Here is a 16841-nt window from a genome sequence, read left to right as displayed (position 1 = left end):
ATGATCGAGCTCGAGGGGCTGACGAAGCGGTACGGCGAGACGCCGGCGGTCAACAACCTCACCTTCACCGTCGAGCCGGGCGTCGTGACGGGCTTCCTCGGCCCGAACGGTGCCGGGAAGTCCACCACCATGCGGCTGGTGCTCGGGCTCGACCACCCCACCTCGGGTGACGTCCGCATCGACGGCAGGCACTACGACCGGCTGAGGAACCCGCTCACCTCCATCGGCGCGCTCCTGGACGCCAAGGCCGTGCACGGCGGCCGCAGCGCCTTCCACCATCTGCTCTGTCTCGCGCAGAGCAACGGCATCCCCTCCTCCCGTGTCCACGAGGTCCTCGACACCGTGGGCCTGACCGCCGTCGCCCGCAGGAAGGCCAAGGGGTTCTCGCTCGGCATGGCCCAGCGTCTGGGGATCGCGGGCGCGCTGCTCGGCGACCCACAGATCCTGATGTTCGACGAGCCGGCCAACGGCCTCGACCCGGAGGGCATCCACTGGATCCGCACGCTGATGAAATCGCTCGCGGCGCAGGGGCGCACCGTGTTCGTGTCGAGCCACCTCATGAGCGAGATGGCGCTCACCGCCGAGCATCTCGTGGTCATCGGCCAGGGCCGGCTGCTCGCCGAGACCTCCATGGCCGACTTCATCGAGCGGAACTCACGGTCGTACGTCCGTATCCGCTCCCCGCAGCGCGAGCGGCTGCTCGACCTGCTCCACGAGGCGGGCATCACGGTCGTCGAGTCGGGCAGCGGAGTGCTGGAGGCCGACGGCGGCAAGGCGGAGCTGATCGGTGAGCTGGCCGCCCGGCACCAGGTCGTGCTGCACGAACTGAGCACCCGGCACGCCTCCCTGGAGGAGGCGTTCATGCGGCTCACCGCGGAGTCGGTCGAGTACCACGCGCACAGCGACACCCCCGTGGACACCTGGGCGCGGCAGGCTCTTCGCCAGGAGTGGGCCGGCGGCCGGCGGAAGGGAGTCTGAACCATGGCGGCACCCGAGGTCATCAGGTCGGAGTGGACCAAGATCCGGTCGGTGGCGTCCACGGGGTGGACGCTCTCCGTCGCCCTTGTCGTCACCGTCGCGCTCGGCATGCTGGTCTCCGCCCTGACCAGGAGCGAGGTCGACCGGATGAGTCTCGGCGACCGGCTCTCCCTCGACCCGACCTTCATCAGCTTCGCGGGGATGGGGCTGGGACAGCTCGCGATGATCGTGTTCGGGGTGCTCGTCGTGTCGAGCGAGTACAGCACCGGCATGATCCGCACCTCGCTCGCGGCGGTCCCCCAGCGCGGCACGTTCCTGTTCTGCAAGATCGCGGTTGCGGCCGCGCTCGCCTTCGTCGTCGGCATGATCACCGCCTTCGGCGCGTTCCTCCTCGGGCAGGCGATGCTCGGCCCGCACCGGGCGGCGATCGGTGCCCCGGGCGTGCTGCGCGCGGTCATCGGCGGCGGGCTCTACATGACGCTCATCGCGATGTTCTCGATGGGGGTCGCCGCGATGCTGCGCTCTCCGCTGCTGTCGCTCGGCATCCTGATGCCGTTCTTCTTCCTGATCTCCAACATCCTGGGGAACGTCTCCGCGACGCGGAGGATCGGCCGGTTCCTGCCCGACCAGGCGGGCAGCAGGATCATGCAGGTCGTGCCGAGGGCCGGCGACGACACCCCGTACGGTCCCTGGGGCGGTCTGGGCATCATGCTGCTGTGGGTGATCGCCGCCCTGGCGGGCGGATACCTCGTGCTGAAGCGACGGGACGCCTGAGCGCGGCCCTTTGCATTCTCTTGGCCGGAACCGTCAGCGCCCGGATATCCTCCTAACCCTTACGGGGGCAGTGTGCGCCCCGACGTCCTGAACCTGTCGATGGGTGCGGAGCATGATCGAGGCAGTCGGCCTGACGAAGCGCTACGGCGACAAGACGGCCGTGTACAACCTTTCCTTCCGGGTGCGGCCGGGTGCCGTCACCGGCTTCCTCGGGCCGAACGGCTCGGGCAAGTCGACGACCATGCGGATGATCCTCGGCCTGGACAACCCCACGGCGGGGCAGGTGACGATCGGCGGCTACCCGTACCGGAAGCTGCCGAACGCCCCCCGCCAGGTGGGCGCCCTGCTCGACGCCAAGGCCGTGCACGGCGGCCGGGCCGCCCGCAACCACCTGCTGTGCCTCGCCCAGCTCTCCGGCATCCCGGCGCGCCGCGTCGACGAGGTGCTCGGTGTCGTGGGCCTCCAGGACGTGGCCCGGAAGCGGTCCAAGGGCTTCTCGCTCGGCATGGGCCAGCGGCTCGGCATCGCCGCCGCGCTCCTCGGCGACCCCCAGGTGCTGCTCTTCGACGAGCCGGTCAACGGGCTCGACCCCGAGGGCATCCTCTGGGTGCGCAACCTGATGAAGTCCCTCGCCGCGGAGGGCCGCACGGTCTTCGTCTCCTCCCATCTGATGAGCGAGATGGCGCTCACCGCCGACCACCTGATCGTGATCGGACGGGGCCAGCTGCTCGCCGACATGAGCGTCCGGGACTTCATCTCCGCCAACTCGGCGGACTTCGCACGTGTCCGCACCCCCGACACCGAGCCGCAGCAGCGGGAGAAGCTGACCGCCGCGCTCACCGAGGCGGGCGGGCACGTCCTGCCCGAGCAGGACGGCGCGCTGCGCATCACCGGGCTGCCGCTGCCGCGCATCAGCGACATCGCGCACGACACCGGCGTACGCCTGTGGGAGCTGTCCCCGCACCAGGCGTCGCTGGAGGAGGCGTACATGCGGATGACCCAGGGCGCGGTGGACTACCGCTCGACCGTCGACCAGAAGGAAGGGCTGATGCAGCCGCTGCCGCCCGGCTTCCAGCCTCCGACGCCGGTGCCGGGCCAGGGCCAGCCGGGCTGGTACGCCCCGCCACCGCCCCAGCAGGGCGGGCAGCCCTTCGCGATGCCCGGGCAGCCCGGGCAGCCGCCCGCGGGCCCGTACGGCGTCCCCGCCGCGCCCGCCGCGGGGGGACCCAACCCGTACGCCCAGCCGGCCGCCCAGGGCGCGCCCGCGGCCCCGGCCGCGCCGGCCGCCGCTCCGGCCGCCGCTCCCGCGCCCCAGCAGCCGCCCGCACAGCCCGCTCCCGCCTCCGCCTCCCCCGTCGACACGACCAAGTCCGAGGACCCCCGATGAGCACGCCCCAGCCTCCGATGCCCCAGGCCGCACCCCTCTGGCAGGCGGCGCCCGGTCCCGCGCACCCCACCTACACCTCGCCGATCCCGGTGGTGCGCACCCATCTCGGGCACGCCGTCGCCTCCGAGTGGACGAAGATCAGGTCGGTGCGCTCCACGATGTGGACGCTCGGGGTGTTCGTCCTCCTGGTGATCGGCATCGGCCTCGCCGCCGGCGCGCTGGTCTCCAACTCGTCGGCGGACTTCCAGGGCGAGAACCCGCTCTCCCTCGGATTCTTCGGGCTGCTTCTCGGCTCCATGTGCATCATCACGCTCGGCGTGCTGACCACCGCCTCCGAGTACGGCACCGGCATGATCCGCACCACGATGACCGCGTGCCCGAGCCGTGTCCGGGTGCTCACGGCGAAGGCGATCGTGTTCTTCCTCGTGGCCTTCGTGGTCACGCTGGTGGCCACCTCCCTCATCGCCCTCGCGGATGTGGCGCTGCTGGAGGGCCACGGCGCCAAGGACCCCTCCGGCACCGACTGGCTGAAGGGCACGGTCGGCGTCTCCCTCTACATCGCCCTGCTCGGACTGCTCTCGCTCGTCGTCGGCTCGATCGTCCGGCACTCGGCGGGCGCCATCACCATCATGATCGGAGCGGTGCTCGCGCCGCTGGTGATCGCGCTGTTCATGGTCTCGGAGTCGCTCGCGGACCTGCGCCAGTGGCTGTTCGAGTACTCGATCCCGAACCAGCTCAGCGTCTTCTACGCCAACTCCCTGAGCAGGTCAGGACCCTCCGGCTGGGACCCGCTGTGGATCGCCCTCGGCGTGACGGCCGTCGCCTTCGGCGCCGCCTGCCTCCTGCTGGAGAAGCGGGACGTCTAGGGCCCCAGCCCTACAAGAACCCCGGCCCTACGAGAGCCCCGGCCCTTCAGTACCTCGGCGCGTTACGGGACCGCTGCACCCGCGCGGTGCGGCGGTCCTTGGCGTTCCAGCAGGCCTTGTGCCAGTGCCGGCGGTCGTCCACGCCCGCGTGCTCCGGCCACGCCACCACGTGCGGAACGCCGGACGGGATCACCTGGTCGCAGCCGGGGCACCGGTAGGTCTTGCCCGCGGCGCCGGCGCCCACGACATGGCGCACGCTCCACTCCTCGCCCCGCCAGCTCTCCGCCGACTGCCGGCCGCCGTAACGGGAGTTGTCGTCGTCCGCGCTCCGGCCGGAGCCGGAGCCCTTGGGTCGGTTGCGACGCGGGGACACGGAACACCTCACGGGCTGTAGGGAAAGCAGGAGTCGCATCCAGCGTACGCGCCGCGCGGGTGGGTACGCGTACGTCCCAACCCCGACAAACCCCCACCCCACCGGCACATTCTCCAGACAATCCGCAAATCTCTCCGTCAAGCCGTTACTTGGGCACATGTCAGACGGTTATGCCGGGTGGGGGAGCTCCGCGTCGGAGCCAGGAAAGCAGGAAGTGCGATGCGCGTAGGAAGTTTTGTACTGGCCGCCCAGTTTCCGGGACAGGGCCAGGGGGAGGCGCTGCACCGCGCGGTGCGGTCGGCCGAGGTCGCCGAGGAGGCGGGCCTGGACACGGTGTGGCTGGCCGAGCACCACTTCGTGCCGTACGGGACGTGCCCGTCGGCGATCACCCTGGCAGCGCTCCTGCTGGGCTGCACCCGCCGGATCCGGATCGGCACGGCGGTCAGCGTCCTGCCCACCCTCCACCCGGTGGCGCTCGGCGAGCAGGCCGCGCTGCTGCACGTCACCTCGGGCGGGCGGCTGTCGCTCGGGGTGGGCCGCGGCGGACCCTGGGTGGACCTGGAGGTCTTCGGCTCCGGACTGCGGGCCTACGAGACGGGCTTCCCGGAATCACTCGATCTGCTGGTGCGCTGGCTGCGCGACCCCTCCGTCGGCGCGACGGGAGAACGCTTCAGCTTCCGCGAGGTCCCGGTCGTCCCACGCCCTTCGGAGTCGCTCGGCGACACCCAGGGGCCCGAGGTCCTCGTGGCCTGCACCTCACCGGCGAGCGTGCGGACGGCGGCCGAGCGCGGCCTGCCGATGCTGCTCGGCATGCACGTCGGGGACGAGGAGAAGGCGGACATGGTCGAGCAGTGGCGGAAGCACGCGCGCGCGGCGGGGGTCGACGGCGACGCGGTCGTCGGCGCCGGTCATGTCTCGGCCGGCGTCTGCCAGATCGCCGACCGCCGCGGCGACGCGGTCGAGGCGCTGACCAAGGCGATGCCAGGCTGGCTGAAACAGGGGCTCGACGCGCATATGACGGTCGACGGCCGGGCCCGCACGATGCGGGATCCCCTGGCGTACACGGAGTTGCTGTGCGGGCTGCACCCGGTGGGCACCCCGGACCTGTGCGCCGACCGGCTCCTGGCGACCTCGGAGCGGACCGGCATCGACCGCTTCGCGCTGCTGGTCGAGGGGTCCGGCGACCTCGCGGCGACGGAGGACAACGTACGGAGGCTGGGCGCGGAAGTCCTTCCCCGCCTCCACTGAGTCCGCCGGGAGCCTGCCGCTCCGTACCGTGCACCTCCCCCCGTACGGAGCGGCAAGCCGTGCGGCTCGGTGTGCGTCAGCAGTCGCGCAGTTCCGGTGACTGGTTGAGGAGCTGGCTGCGGACGGAGGTGAAGCGCGCCAGCGTGTCGTCCACCGCGGAGTCCAGCGGGAACACCGCCACGCGGTGGCAGTTCTGGAAAGCCAGGCGCACTCCGAAGTGCCGCTGCAGGGCGCCGCGTATCGCGTCGCTCGCGAGCGCACGCAACAGTTGTCCACGTGCCTGCTCGTCCGGCGGAGGCGTCTGGTTGTCGGCGAAGTCACCGCCGTCCACCTTCAGCTGAGCCACCAGGGAGCTGATCATCTCCCATGCGTAGGGCAGGGAGGTCCGGACGCAGTCGACGAAGTCGGCTTCGTCGACCTCGCCTCGCTCGGCCTGCTCGAGTAGGGCCGGTGAGACGTCGAGCGACATGGGTTCTCCTCTCGCACCCCAGGACAACAGGGGTTGACGGACAGGGAAGGGAGTTCCGCGGAATCGGACACGCTGCGTACACACCGCGCGACCTCCCGTTCACTACCGTAGGCAACGGCCGGTGACCGCACCAGGAGAATGGCCACACCGCCGACTCCCATGAGGCACACAACAAGCCAATGACAAACGGGGGCAACTCTGGACAACGGGGCGGGCCCGGGGTCGTCGCCGGACGGACCCCGGACGGCCGGTCCACGAGGGCGAATCGCGCGGGGACGGGGACGTCCAGTAGCGTTGCCGACCATGCGTCTCGTCATCGCCCGGTGCTCCGTCGACTACGCGGGCCGTCTCACCGCCCACCTTCCCTCCGCGCCCCGCCTGATCCTGGTGAAGGCGGACGGCAGCGTCTCGGTCCACGCGGACGACCGCGCCTACAAGCCCCTCAACTGGATGTCGCCGCCCTGCACCCTGAAGGAGGGCGCGGACGCCGAGGAAGGCGTCTGGACCGTCATCAACAAGGCAGGCGAGAAACTGATCATCACGATGGAGGAGATCCTCCACGATTCCACGCACGAACTCGGCGTGGACCCGGGCCTGATCAAGGACGGCGTCGAGGCACATCTCCAGGAACTCCTCGCCGACCGCATCGAGACGCTCGGCGAGGGCTACACCCTCATCCGCCGCGAGTACATGACGGCGATCGGCCCGGTGGACATCCTGTGCCGGGACGCCGAGGGCCGGACCGTGGCGGTGGAGATCAAACGGCGTGGCGAGATCGACGGCGTGGAACAGCTCACGCGGTACCTGGAACTCCTGAACCGCGACCCGCATCTCGCCCCGGTGCGCGGTGTCTTCGCCGCCCAGGAGATCAAACCGCAGGCCCGCGTCCTGGCCACGGACCGCGGGATCGGCTGCACGATCCTGGACTACGACGCGCTCAGGGGCATCGAGGACGACAAGCTGCGCCTGTTCTGACGGCGGACGGCCGACAGGGCGAGAGGGCCGGGACCGCTCGACGCGGGTCCCGGCCCTCTCGCCGTGCCGAAACCCCGTCAGGCCACCGTCGCCTGCCCACTGTCCGCCGACGTGCTCGCCGAGCCGCTCATCGTGGTCGGTGAACCGGGGGCGGGCCCGCTGGCCGAGTTGGAGGACGGCGGCGTGTCCGTCGGCGTGGCCGTCGACGTGGGTGTGGACGTCCCGGTCGGCGACGCACTCGAACTCGACGAGCCGGACGGCGAGACCGACGGCTTCGGGGTGGGCGGCTTCGACGGCGGCCGGTCCGGCGACGCGGACGGGCTCGTCCCCCGGGTGCCCGTCGAGTTGTCCGACGGGCGGAGGGTGACCCTCGACACGGGGTCGTCCAAGGTGCCGTAGGTCCCGTCCGGGCCGGGGTTCGTGGGCGTCGGCGAGGCGGTCGCGCCCGCGGTGCCTCCGGCGCCGTCGTCGGCCTTGTCCGCGCCGAGGCCGTCGTCGTTCGTGTCCTGGCTCGCCGACGGCCCCACGCGGACGCTGTCGGACGGGGCGCCCTTGTCGCCGTTCGACGTCATGCCCAGCGTCACGACCGTGCCGAGCACGGCGGCGAGGGCGGCCCCGGCGCCGACGGCCGCCAGGTTGCGCCGGGTGCCCCTGACCAGGGTGCGGACACCACCGGCACCGCGCGCCGGTTCGGCCGCGGCCTGGTGGGTGACCAGCCTCGCCGTGTCACCGACGGCACCGGCGGGCAGCATGCCGCCCGGCACCGGGCGCTCCTCGGAGCGGGCGTCCGCCGCCTCCTCCCCCACCGCGGTGAGCCCGCCGGGCGGCGTCGTGCCGGAGCGGTCGGCCACCAGGGCGAGGGCGCGCCGCCCGGCGACCGTGCCGCGCTTGTCGGCGAGGGCGCCGCGCAGCCCGATGGACGCCTCCAGTTCGGTGCGGGCCCGCTCCAGCTGCCCCCCGCAGAGCGCGAGAATGCCCAACTCGTGGTGGAAATAAGCCTCTTCACCGACCTCGCCGGCAAGCCGGGACGCCTCGGCGCCGCTGCGCAGCGCCCGCTCCCAGGCACCCCAGTGCAGCCCCGCGGCGAACGCGGGCACCGCCTGCCGGGCCAGTCGTACGGCGACGCTCCCCTCGTCCTCGCCCTCTCCCTCGCCCCCGTGCTCGCCCTCGGCGGGCGGCGCCGAGACCGCCGTGGCGGCGGTGAGCGCGGCCAGCACGGCGTCGGCCTCCGCCGACACCCGCTCCGGGCCGACCGAGGGATGCCCGGCCCACCAGGCGTAGTGCCGGGCGGCCTTGACGGCGTACTCCTCGGCGCCGGTCGCGTACCCGGCGGCCTCCAGCTGGGCCTGCACCCCGGTCGCGAGCCGGTAGCGGGAGCCGACCGGGGTGACCAGCGCGCAGCCGACGAGCTCGCCGAGCGCCGCGTCCGCGTGGGTGTCGTCCGCGAGGGCCGGCAGATGCGTCCGGTCGGGCACCTCGCCGCCCAGCGCGACCGCGAACTTGAGCGTCTCCCGCGCCGACGCGCTCAGCCGGGCGGCGAGCAGCGGCGCGGCGGCGGCGGCCTCCGCGAGCGACGGCAGCGGGACCTCGCCGCCGTCCCCGGCGTCGAGGGGGACGTCCACCGGCGCTTCCTGGAAGACGCCGAACTCGTCGAAGGTGTCCGCGTCGGCGAGCACCTGGTCGTGCTGCCGCAGCAGCGCCCCGGCCTGCACGAAGCGCAGCGGCAGCCCCTCGGACTCGAACCAGAGGTCGCCCGCCCAGTTCGCCTCCTCCTCGGTGAGGTCGCGGCCGACGAAGCGCTCCAGGATGTCGAGGCCGCCCGCTCGGTCGAGCCCGCCGAGGAAGACCTCCTCGACGTGGGAGACGGCGGAGGGCGCGGGCACGTCGGGAGTGGCGGAGAGCAGGAACGCGCACTCGGGCGTCGCATCGAGCAGTTCGTCGAGCGCGCTGCCGCCGAACTCCAGGTCGTCGAGGACGACGACGGCGCCGATCTCCCGCACCAGCTGCACCAGCTCGTCGCGCTCCGGGCGGTGGCGGGGCGCGTCGTAGACGGCGCTGAAGAGCTCCTGGAGCAGCTCGCCCGTGGTGCGCCGGTAGCCGGAGAGACGGATGACGCCGTCGGGCGCGAGGTCCGAGCAGTCCTCGGCGACGACGTCCAGGAGGGCGGTGCGGCCGGAACCCGAGGGGCCGGTGAGGCGGACGGAGCGGCCGCGCGCGAGGAGCCGTACGAGCCGTTCGCGCTCCTCCTGACGCTCCAGCAGCGGCAGCCGCGGGTGCGCCGGACCGGCCGGGAGGGGCGGGCGGGCGGCACGGGCGCGTTCGGCCCGCTCGGCGGCGGTCCGCTTCACCGGGCGTTCGGGCCGCCGCCCCGGCGGGCAGACCTCCACCTCGCTGCCGTCGACGGGGTTGACGGTGAGCAGGAGATCACCCGACACGACCCGGACGATACGGGTGAGCGCCGGTGCCGGCTGTCCGAAGTCCGGTGTCAAGGGATCCCGCGGCGGGCGCGGACGCGGCGTGCCGCCGTCACCGTCCTGGCCGTGCTCCACGGGTCCCGTGTTGTTCGGGTCCATAGGTCCAAGCCCCCCAAAGCGTCGTGTGCCTGAGCCCCTCCCGGCCGTGCCGCACACCGCGCTGTCGCTGCTGGTCCGGTACCCGCTCAAGGGTGTCGGGCGGCGGGCAGCCGAACCCTAAACCTTCGCACAGTATTGCTGACAAGCCGGGGTGCCGCGCCGCCCGAGAGGTCACAGTCTCGTGAGGATTGCACGTGACGTGCGGTTCGTCGGCGTTCACGCCCGTGGCACAGGGAGCACCCGGTCACACGCGGGGCAGCGACTCCACCCCGATGCCGCCCTCGATCGCCAGGATCCGGTGCAGCCGGGTGGCCACCAGCAGGCGTTGCATCTGCGGCGGCACGTCGCGCAGCACGAGCCGCCGGCCGCACCGCCCGGCCCGCCGGTGGACCCCCATGATCACCCCGAGTCCGGTGGCGTCCCAGGAGTCCAGTTCGGACAGGTCCAGCACCAGGTCGCCGACTCCGTCGTCGACGGCCGAGTGCAGGACCGTACGGGCGTCCGCCGCGCTGCGGACGTCGAGGCGGCCCCCGACGACCAGCTCGGTGTGGTCGCCCCTGATGTGCATAATCCGCTCCCCGAGAGTGCGTCGTCGTACTCCGCGTTGTGGTTTGCAACGTCTGACTGCCTGGTGGCCGATCAGGTTGCCGTCTGTGAGCGAACCGAGACCGAATTCACCCGATGAGGTGAAACCCCAGGGGGCTGTGCGGTTTCAGTACGTGTAAAAACCCTGCCCGCTCTTGCGGCCGAAGTCACCGGCGTCAACCATCCGGCGCATCAGTTCCGGCGGAGCGAACTTCTCGTCCTGCGACTCGGTGTAGATGTTGCCGGTGGCGTGCAGCAGGATGTCGACGCCGGTGAGGTCGGCCGTGGCGAGGGGTCCCATGGCGTGGCCGAAGCCCAGCTTGCAGGCGAGGTCGATGTCCTCGGCGGTGGCCACACCGGACTCGTACAGCTTGGTCGCCTCGACGACGAGCGCCGAGATGAGACGGGTCGTCACGAAGCCGGCGACGTCGCGGTTGACGACGATACAGGTCTTGCCGACGGACTCGGCGAACTCGCGGGCGGTGGCCAGGGCTTCGTCGCTCGTCTTGTATCCGCGGACCAGCTCGACGAGCTGCATCATGGGCACCGGCGAGAAGAAGTGCACGCCGACGACCCGCTCCGGGCGCTCGGTGACCGCCGCGATCTTGGTGATCGGGATGGCGGAGGTGTTCGACGCGAGCACGGCGTCCTCGCGGACGAGCTTGTCGAGCGTCCGGAAGATCTCGTGCTTGACCTCGAGCTTCTCGAACACGGCCTCGACGACGAGGTCCGCGTCGGCGGCGGCGTCGAGGTCGGTGGTCGTGGTGATGCGGGCGAGCGCCTCCTCGGCGTCGTGCGCCGTCATCCGCCCCTTGCTCACGAACTTGTCGTACGAGGACTTGATGGCGTCCGTCCCACGGGTCAGCGCCTCGTCCGTGACGTCACGCAGGACGACGTCCCAGCCGGCCTGGGCCGATACCTGGGCAATGCCGGAACCCATCAGTCCGGCTCCGATGACGGCAAGCTTCCGTGCCACTGTGCGACTCCCCTGACGCGCTGCTCGTATATGCCTCTCGGGCGGACCCTAGCGCTCGTGAGGGGCGATGTGACCGGTAAGTAATGCGCGTCACGTCTCACATGACGGACGTCACACCGGCACGGCTCATTCCAGCCCTCGGACGGCGTAGTTGAGCACCTTCTCGCTCAACAGATCCTCCATGTCGTCGAGAAGTGCGAGCACCTCGCGCGACACGTCCTGCGGAGTGCGGCCGGCCATCATCTCCCGGCCGACGACGGCCATGAGCGTCTGGTGGACCCAGTTGATCTGGCCGGCGACCAGGGTGGGCAGCGGATCGTCGGCGGGCGCACCGGTCTCCTCGCGCAGGGCCTCGTCGAGGTTGTCGAGGACCTCCTGCGCGATGGCCCACAGCCGGGACCGGAGGGCGGGGGCCTCGTGGATGACGCGCATGAAGCGGTCGTATCCGTCGATCAGCCCCACCCGCGGCGACACCGCCCGCACCTCCTCGCGCAGTTCGCGCAGCACGGCCGCGGCGGCCGACTCGCCCTTCCCGCGTCCGCGCACCCAGCGGGCGAGCCGGTCGACGACCCCCTTGGAGCGGTCGAGGAAGAGGTCCTCCTTGGCGGGGAAGTAGTTGTAGACGGTGTTGACGGAGACGTCCGCGGCCTCCGCGACCTCCGCGACCGTCACCGCGTCGAAGCCGCGTTCCAGGAACAGCCCCGTGGCGACGTCCGAGATGTACTGGCGGGTCTGCCGCTTCTTCCGCTCCCTGAGTCCCTCAGCCATGCCGTGATCGTAGCTTCTGTGGAGCCGCACAAAATTTGGTGTCGTTGCAAAATTTCAATGACTCTGTTTTTCTGGGGGCATGACCATCATCAGGACGGCCGGCCTGGCCCGTACCTTCCGGACGAAGCACGGCCCCGTCGAGGCCGTGCGGGGCGTCGACCTCACCGTCGCGGAGGGCGAGATCCTCGGCTTCCTCGGACCCAACGGCGCCGGCAAGACGACCACCCTGCGCATGCTCACGACCCTGCTCAGGCCCACCGGCGGCACCGCCACGGTCGCGGGCTGCGACCTCGTCACGGATCCGGCCGGGGTGCGCCGCGCCTGCGGGTACGTCGCCCAGTCCGGCGGCGTCGACCCGAACGTGACCGTGCGGGAGGAACTCGTCACCCAGGGCCGGCTCTACCGGCTGCCGAAGGCGCACGCGGAGGATCGCGCCGGGGAACTGGCGCTCGACCTGGACCTCAGCGGTGTGCTGGACCGGAAGACGTCCGCGCTCTCCGGCGGCCAGCGCCGACGGCTCGACATCGCGATGGGGCTCACGCACCGCCCCCGGGTGCTCTTCCTCGACGAGCCGACCACGGGCCTCGACCCCGGCAGCCGCGCCGATCTCTGGGACCTCGTACGGCACCTGCGCGACCGGTACGGCACCACCGTGTTCCTCACCACCCACTACCTCGACGAGGCGGACGCGCTCTCCGACCGGCTCGTGATCATCGACAAGGGGGTCGTGGCCGCGGAGGGCGCCCCGGGCGCACTGAAGCTGGAGTACGGCGGCTCGATCGACGCGACGCTCCAGGACACCTTCCTCGCGATCACCGGCCGCGGCCCGGCGCCGGCCGACTCCGCCCCCGTAGCCCTGTAGGGCGGATCGAACGATGCTGCTGCACGACACCGCACTGGTCTTCGGGCGGTACGCCCGCCAGACCCTCCGCTCCCGGTTCGCGATGCTCTTCGGCGTCCTGATGCCGCTGCTCCACCTGCTCTTCTTCGGTCCGCTGCTCACCCGCCTGCCGCTCGCCTCGCGCGGTAGTTCCTGGCAGGTGCTGGTGCCCGGACTGCTGCTGCAACTCGGACTGTTCGGGGCGGCGTTCGCCGGATTCGTGATCATCGTCGAGAAGAACCTCGGCATCGTCGAGCGGATGCGGGTCACCCCCGTCAGCAGGCTCGCGCTGCTGCTCGGCCGGGTGCTGCGGGACGCCGCCGTGTTCGTCTTCCAGGCGGTGCTGCTGGTGCTCGCCGCGCTGGCGATGGGCCTGCGGGCACCGCTCGCCGGGATCCTGGTCGGCTTCGCCTTCGTGGCGCTGCTGACCCTCTCGCTCGCCTCGCTGTCGTACGCGCTGGCCATGAAGGTCCGCACCCCCCAGGAGTTCGGCCCCGCCGTCAACGCGATGACGATGCCGTCCATGCTGCTGTCGGGCCTGATGCTGCCGATGTCGCTGGCACCCCACTGGCTGGACGTGCTCTCCCACCTCATGCCGTTCCGCTACCTGGTGGACGCGGTCCGGGACGCGTACGTCGGCTCCTACCTGACGGCGCACATGCTCTACGGGGCCCTCGTCGCCCTCGGTCTCACCGTGATCTCCGTGACGGTGGGCACACGGGTCTTCCGTACGGCCGGAGCGTAACTACGCTGGTCGCATGGTCAATCTGACGCGCATCTACACGCGGACCGGCGACAAGGGCACCACGCACCTCGGCGACATGAGCCGGGTGCCCAAGACGGACCTGCGCATCGCCGCCTACGCCGACGCCAACGAGGCGAACGCGGTGATCGGCACCGCGATCGCCCTGGGCGGCCTCGCCGAGGAGATCGTCACGGTCCTCACCCGCGTACAGAACGACCTGTTCGACGTGGGCGCGGACCTGTCGACGCCGGTGGCCGAGAACCCGGAGTTCCCGCCGCTGCGGGTCGAGCAGTTCTACGTCGACCGGCTGGAGGCGGACTGCGACCGCTTCCTCGCCGAACTGGAGAAGCTGCGCTCGTTCATCCTGCCCGGTGGCACGCCCGGCGCGGCCCTGCTGCACCAGGCGTGCACGGTCGTGCGGCGCGCCGAGCGCTCGACCTGGGCGGCGCTGGACGCGCACGGCGAGGTCATGAACCCCCTGACCGCGACCTACCTCAACCGCCTCTCCGACCTGCTGTTCATCCTCGCCCGGTACGCGAACAAGGAGACCGGGGACGTGCTGTGGGTCCCCGGCGGAGAGCGCTGAGCCGTTCGGCGGCCGTCGTCCGCCGGACGGTGTGAGGGCGGAGCCGGTCACCGCCCGGTCGGGGTGCGGTCCTCCCCCGGCCGGCCGGCGGCGGAGGCCGGGGCCTTCTTGGGCCACAGCAGGTAGCTGAGGGCGATCAGCCCGTGGACGGCGAGGACGCGCAGGGCCGCGTACTGCCACATGCGCAGGGCGCCGGGCTCGCCGACGTACCAGATCGCACCCTGCAGCAGCGCGCAGGCCACGGCCGTGGCCAGCAGGGTGCGCAGCCACAGGCGGCCCTCGTACGCGGCGCGCGCCGGACCGTGGCGGGGCGGCCGGGCGGGAGGCGGGCCGCCGGCGAGACGGTGGGCGGCGTGGCCGTCGAGCCGGTGGATCAGGTAGGGCCCGTAGGCGACGGTGAAGCCGAGGTACAGGGCCGCCAGGCCGTGCTCCCAGCTCGGAGCGGCGCCGTTTCTCAGGTCGATCGCCGTCGCCACGAACAGCACCACCTCCAGCAGCGGCTCGCCCAGCAGCAGCGCCACGCCGGTGCGGCGCATCCGCAGCAGGTAGCGGACGGCCAGGCCCACGGCCAGCAGCACCCAGAAGGCGACCTCGCACGCGACGACCAGCCCGACGATCATGCCTCGCTCCTCTCGTCCCCCGTCCTTCCAGCCTCGCGGCGGACCGGCACCGCCGCGTCGTCGGCGATGACGACGTCGCACTGCATCCTTCGATGTACGCGCGAACCGTCCCGCAGAAGCACGCCACCGGCCCCGCCGCCGTGTTGGATGGAGTCATGGCCGGCCGTCTCCGTCTCCCCCGTCCGCACCGCGACGACGTGCTGATCGCGGCGAGCGGACTCCTCGGCGGGCTCCTGCTGTGGGGCATCGGCCTCAGTTCACGCCGGCCCGGCGACGGACTCGTCCTGTGGCCCGAGCGCTGGGCGCTGCTGGTGCCGCTCGCCGTGACGGCCGGCTGCGAGCTGCTGCGCCGCACCCGGCCGAAGGCGGCCCTGCTGACCGGCACGGCCGCGCTGGCCGCCGACACGGTGACCCTCGGCAGCCTGGCCACCGTCGTGATGTTCACGGACCTCATGTACGCGGCCGTCCTGTACGGCACCCCCGCCTCCGCCCGGCGCCTGCCCTGGATCACCGGAGTGCTCACGGTGATCGGCGCGGTGGTGCCCCTCGCGATCTGGCGCGTGCCCGAGGCGCTGCTGATCGGTGTGGGGGTCGGCGTGGTGGCGCTGGCCCCCGCCGCCACCGGCTGGCTCGTCCGCGACCACCGCGACGCGGCCGAGGCCGCCCGGCTGCGCGCCGAGCAGACCGCCCTGCTCGCCGAGATGGACCGCGTCCAGGCCGTCACCGCCGAGCGGGCGCGGGTGGCGAGGGAGCTGCACGACATGGTCGCGGGCCATCTGTCCGCGATCGCCGTCCAGTCCACGGCCGCGCTGTCCCTGGACGACGCGACGACCTCCCGGAACGTCCTCACCGTCATCCGTGAGAACAGCGTGGCGGGGCTCGCCGAGATGCGGCGGCTGATCGGGATCCTGCGGGACGGCGGCGCCGGGCACGAGCCGGCCGCGACCCCCACCCTCGACGGTCTCGGGGCACTGGTGGACGCCGCCCGCGCGGGCGGGCTCGACGTCACGCTCGGCGCGGAGCACGGGAAGGTTCCCGCGCCGGTGGAGCTGGCCGCGTACCGGATCGTGCAGGAGTCCCTGACGAACGCGCTCAAGCACGCCCGCCCCGGCCGGGTCACGGTGGCGCTCACCCAGCGGGACGGGGCCCTGGAGGTGCGGGTGACCAGCCCGTACGGCGACCTGGACCGGCCGCGTGCCCCCGGCTCCGGTGCGGGTCTGGTCGGCATGCGGGAGCGGGCCGCCCTGCTCGGCGGCACGTTCGAGGCCGGGCCCGACGGGCCGTCGTGGACCGTGCGTGCCGTGCTTCCCCTCTACGGCACCCCGGACGGGGGGACCGCGTGATCCGCGTGCTCGTCGCCGAGGACCAGTCGGCCGTCCGCGCGGGGCTGGTGCTCATCCTGCGCAGCGCAGCCGGCATCGAGGTGGTCGGGGAGGCGGCGGACGGGGAGCAGGCGGTGGCGCTGGCCCGGGAGCTGCGGCCCGACCTGGTCCTGATGGATGTGCAGATGCCGCGCCTGGACGGCGTGGCGGCCACCCGGCAGGTCGTCGACGAGCGGCTCGCCGATGTGCTGGTGCTGACGACGTTCGACCTCGACGCGTATGTGTTCGGGGCGCTGCGGGCGGGCGCGTCCGGTTTCCTGCTGAAGGACACGGAGGCGAAGGACCTCATCGCCGCGGTGCGGACGGTGGCGCGCGGCGAGGGGCTGATCGCGCCCGCGGTGACGCGGCGGCTGATCGCGGAGTTCGCGGCCGGGCCCGTGCGGCAGCCGGCGGCCGACCCGTCGGTGCTGGACACGCTCACCCGGCGCGAACGCGAGGTGCTGTCCTGTCTCGGCGAGGGGCTCTCCAACGCCGAGATCGCCGGCCGCCTGGGCATGGCGGAGGCCACGGTGAAGACGCACGTCAGCCGTCTGCTCGGCAAGCTGGAGCTGCGCAGCAGGGTCCAAGCGGCGGTGCTGGCCCAGGAGTTGGGGGTCTGAGCCGACCGGCGTGCCGATGAACGGTCCACTGGTCCAGACCTATTGACCTATGGTCCA

Annotated in this window: 18 protein-coding genes; 11 read left to right on the top strand and 7 right to left on the bottom strand. The window is 72.1% G+C overall.

Annotated features, from left to right (window positions below):
* From ACFYMU_RS13690 to ACFYMU_RS13675, 4 genes are all read left to right on the top strand, one after another.
* The gene (locus tag ACFYMU_RS13690; RefSeq protein WP_388372330.1) at positions 1-978 is read left to right on the top strand and encodes an ATP-binding cassette domain-containing protein; all 978 of its coding nucleotides are present in this window, start codon (positions 1-3) and stop codon (positions 976-978) included.
* Between the two features lie 3 nt (positions 979-981).
* Positions 982-1752: an ABC transporter permease gene (locus tag ACFYMU_RS13685; protein WP_388372328.1), complete on the top strand. Its 771-nt coding sequence runs from the start codon at positions 982-984 to the stop codon at positions 1750-1752.
* 112 nt (positions 1753-1864) lie between these two features.
* Positions 1865-3139 (top strand): ABC transporter ATP-binding protein, encoded by a 1275-nt coding sequence (locus ACFYMU_RS13680; RefSeq protein ID WP_388372326.1) that lies wholly within the window; start codon positions 1865-1867, stop codon positions 3137-3139.
* A complete protein-coding gene (locus tag ACFYMU_RS13675) occupies positions 3136-4005 on the top strand; it encodes an ABC transporter permease subunit (RefSeq protein WP_388372324.1) in 870 nt (289 codons plus the stop codon). Before ACFYMU_RS13680 ends, ACFYMU_RS13675 begins: the two co-directional genes overlap by 4 nt.
* A gap of 46 nt (positions 4006-4051) precedes the next feature.
* Here the strand turns inward: ACFYMU_RS13675 and ACFYMU_RS13670 are convergent, their stop codons facing one another.
* A complete protein-coding gene (locus tag ACFYMU_RS13670; protein WP_388372322.1) occupies positions 4052-4378 on the bottom strand; it encodes an ATP/GTP-binding protein in 327 nt (108 codons plus the stop codon).
* A 219-nt stretch (positions 4379-4597) separates the two neighbouring features.
* Here ACFYMU_RS13670 and ACFYMU_RS13665 point away from each other — a divergent pair, with 219 nt between their 5' ends.
* The gene (locus ACFYMU_RS13665) at positions 4598-5626 is read left to right on the top strand and encodes an LLM class flavin-dependent oxidoreductase (RefSeq protein WP_388372321.1); all 1029 of its coding nucleotides are present in this window, start codon (positions 4598-4600) and stop codon (positions 5624-5626) included.
* A gap of 76 nt (positions 5627-5702) precedes the next feature.
* Here the strand turns inward: ACFYMU_RS13665 and ACFYMU_RS13660 are convergent, their stop codons facing one another.
* Complete coding sequence (locus tag ACFYMU_RS13660) at positions 5703-6095, bottom strand: SCO5389 family protein (RefSeq protein ID WP_388372319.1); 393 nt, start codon at positions 6093-6095, stop codon at positions 5703-5705.
* Between the two features lie 303 nt (positions 6096-6398).
* Between ACFYMU_RS13660 and nucS the strand changes: the two genes are divergently transcribed.
* Positions 6399-7070: an endonuclease NucS gene (gene nucS / locus ACFYMU_RS13655; protein ID WP_388372317.1), complete on the top strand. Its 672-nt coding sequence runs from the start codon at positions 6399-6401 to the stop codon at positions 7068-7070.
* 77 nt (positions 7071-7147) lie between these two features.
* On the opposite strand, the gene ACFYMU_RS13650 is transcribed toward nucS, so the two are convergent.
* The 4 genes from ACFYMU_RS13650 to ACFYMU_RS13635 all read right to left on the bottom strand — a co-directional run bounded on the left by ACFYMU_RS13650 (position 7148) and on the right by ACFYMU_RS13635 (position 11972).
* On the bottom strand, positions 7148-9643 hold the full coding sequence (locus ACFYMU_RS13650; RefSeq protein ID WP_388372315.1) for an ATP-binding protein: 2496 nt from the start codon (positions 9641-9643) through the stop codon (positions 7148-7150).
* Between the two features lie 244 nt (positions 9644-9887).
* The gene (locus ACFYMU_RS13645) at positions 9888-10211 is read right to left on the bottom strand and encodes an STAS domain-containing protein (RefSeq protein ID WP_388372313.1); all 324 of its coding nucleotides are present in this window, start codon (positions 10209-10211) and stop codon (positions 9888-9890) included.
* Between the two features lie 144 nt (positions 10212-10355).
* The gene (locus ACFYMU_RS13640; protein WP_388372311.1) at positions 10356-11204 is read right to left on the bottom strand and encodes a 3-hydroxyacyl-CoA dehydrogenase family protein; all 849 of its coding nucleotides are present in this window, start codon (positions 11202-11204) and stop codon (positions 10356-10358) included.
* 126 nt (positions 11205-11330) lie between these two features.
* Positions 11331-11972 carry a TetR/AcrR family transcriptional regulator gene (locus ACFYMU_RS13635; RefSeq protein WP_388372309.1) on the bottom strand — a complete coding sequence of 214 codons (642 nt, stop codon included), beginning with the start codon at positions 11970-11972 and terminating at the stop codon, positions 11331-11333.
* 79 nt (positions 11973-12051) lie between these two features.
* Here ACFYMU_RS13635 and ACFYMU_RS13630 point away from each other — a divergent pair, with 79 nt between their 5' ends.
* From ACFYMU_RS13630 to ACFYMU_RS13620, 3 genes are read left to right on the top strand one after another with little or no spacing between them, the layout of a single operon-like run.
* Positions 12052-12834, top strand: a complete 783-nt coding sequence (locus ACFYMU_RS13630; RefSeq protein WP_388372307.1) for an ABC transporter ATP-binding protein — start codon at positions 12052-12054, stop codon at positions 12832-12834.
* A gap of 13 nt (positions 12835-12847) precedes the next feature.
* On the top strand, positions 12848-13597 hold the full coding sequence (locus tag ACFYMU_RS13625; RefSeq protein ID WP_388372305.1) for an ABC transporter permease: 750 nt from the start codon (positions 12848-12850) through the stop codon (positions 13595-13597).
* A gap of 13 nt (positions 13598-13610) precedes the next feature.
* Entirely contained in the window at positions 13611-14183 is a 573-nt protein-coding gene (locus tag ACFYMU_RS13620; RefSeq protein WP_388372303.1) for a cob(I)yrinic acid a,c-diamide adenosyltransferase, read from the top strand.
* A gap of 47 nt (positions 14184-14230) precedes the next feature.
* On the opposite strand, the gene ACFYMU_RS13615 is transcribed toward ACFYMU_RS13620, so the two are convergent.
* A complete protein-coding gene (locus ACFYMU_RS13615) occupies positions 14231-14803 on the bottom strand; it encodes a hypothetical protein (RefSeq protein WP_388372301.1) in 573 nt (190 codons plus the stop codon).
* Positions 14804-14958: 155 nt separating this feature from the next.
* On the opposite strand from ACFYMU_RS13615, the gene ACFYMU_RS13610 reads away from it, so the two are divergent.
* Together ACFYMU_RS13610 and ACFYMU_RS13605 are read left to right on the top strand one after the other, a co-directional pair.
* Positions 14959-16146 (top strand): sensor histidine kinase, encoded by a 1188-nt coding sequence (locus tag ACFYMU_RS13610; RefSeq protein ID WP_388372299.1) that lies wholly within the window; start codon positions 14959-14961, stop codon positions 16144-16146.
* Positions 16143-16784, top strand: a complete 642-nt coding sequence (locus ACFYMU_RS13605; RefSeq protein WP_388372297.1) for a response regulator — start codon at positions 16143-16145, stop codon at positions 16782-16784. Before ACFYMU_RS13610 ends, ACFYMU_RS13605 begins: the two co-directional genes overlap by 4 nt.
* Positions 16785-16841 lie beyond the last annotated feature (57 nt).

Source organism: Streptomyces sp. NPDC007264, assembly GCF_042869095.1.
In the GTDB taxonomy this organism is placed as follows: Bacteria; Actinomycetota; Actinomycetes; order Streptomycetales; family Streptomycetaceae; genus Streptomyces.
This window is presented reverse-complemented; position numbering and strand designations above follow the sequence as displayed.

Coding starts and splice junctions, on each gene's coding strand:
- ACFYMU_RS13690 (WP_388372330.1), top strand. CDS start 1: ATGATCGAGCTCGAGGGGCTGACGAAGCGGTACGGCGAGACGCCGGCG.
- ACFYMU_RS13685 (WP_388372328.1), top strand. CDS start 982: ATGGCGGCACCCGAGGTCATCAGGTCGGAGTGGACCAAGATCCGGTCG.
- ACFYMU_RS13680 (WP_388372326.1), top strand. CDS start 1,865: ATGATCGAGGCAGTCGGCCTGACGAAGCGCTACGGCGACAAGACGGCC.
- ACFYMU_RS13675 (WP_388372324.1), top strand. CDS start 3,136: ATGAGCACGCCCCAGCCTCCGATGCCCCAGGCCGCACCCCTCTGGCAG.
- ACFYMU_RS13665 (WP_388372321.1), top strand. CDS start 4,598: ATGCGCGTAGGAAGTTTTGTACTGGCCGCCCAGTTTCCGGGACAGGGC.
- ACFYMU_RS13660 (WP_388372319.1), bottom strand. CDS start 6,095: ATGTCGCTCGACGTCTCACCGGCCCTACTCGAGCAGGCCGAGCGAGGC.
- nucS (WP_388372317.1), top strand. CDS start 6,399: ATGCGTCTCGTCATCGCCCGGTGCTCCGTCGACTACGCGGGCCGTCTC.
- ACFYMU_RS13650 (WP_388372315.1), bottom strand. CDS start 9,643: ATGGACCCGAACAACACGGGACCCGTGGAGCACGGCCAGGACGGTGAC.
- ACFYMU_RS13645 (WP_388372313.1), bottom strand. CDS start 10,211: ATGCACATCAGGGGCGACCACACCGAGCTGGTCGTCGGGGGCCGCCTC.
- ACFYMU_RS13635 (WP_388372309.1), bottom strand. CDS start 11,972: ATGGCTGAGGGACTCAGGGAGCGGAAGAAGCGGCAGACCCGCCAGTAC.
- ACFYMU_RS13630 (WP_388372307.1), top strand. CDS start 12,052: ATGACCATCATCAGGACGGCCGGCCTGGCCCGTACCTTCCGGACGAAG.
- ACFYMU_RS13625 (WP_388372305.1), top strand. CDS start 12,848: ATGCTGCTGCACGACACCGCACTGGTCTTCGGGCGGTACGCCCGCCAG.
- ACFYMU_RS13620 (WP_388372303.1), top strand. CDS start 13,611: ATGGTCAATCTGACGCGCATCTACACGCGGACCGGCGACAAGGGCACC.
- ACFYMU_RS13615 (WP_388372301.1), bottom strand. CDS start 14,803: ATGATCGTCGGGCTGGTCGTCGCGTGCGAGGTCGCCTTCTGGGTGCTG.
- ACFYMU_RS13610 (WP_388372299.1), top strand. CDS start 14,959: ATGGCCGGCCGTCTCCGTCTCCCCCGTCCGCACCGCGACGACGTGCTG.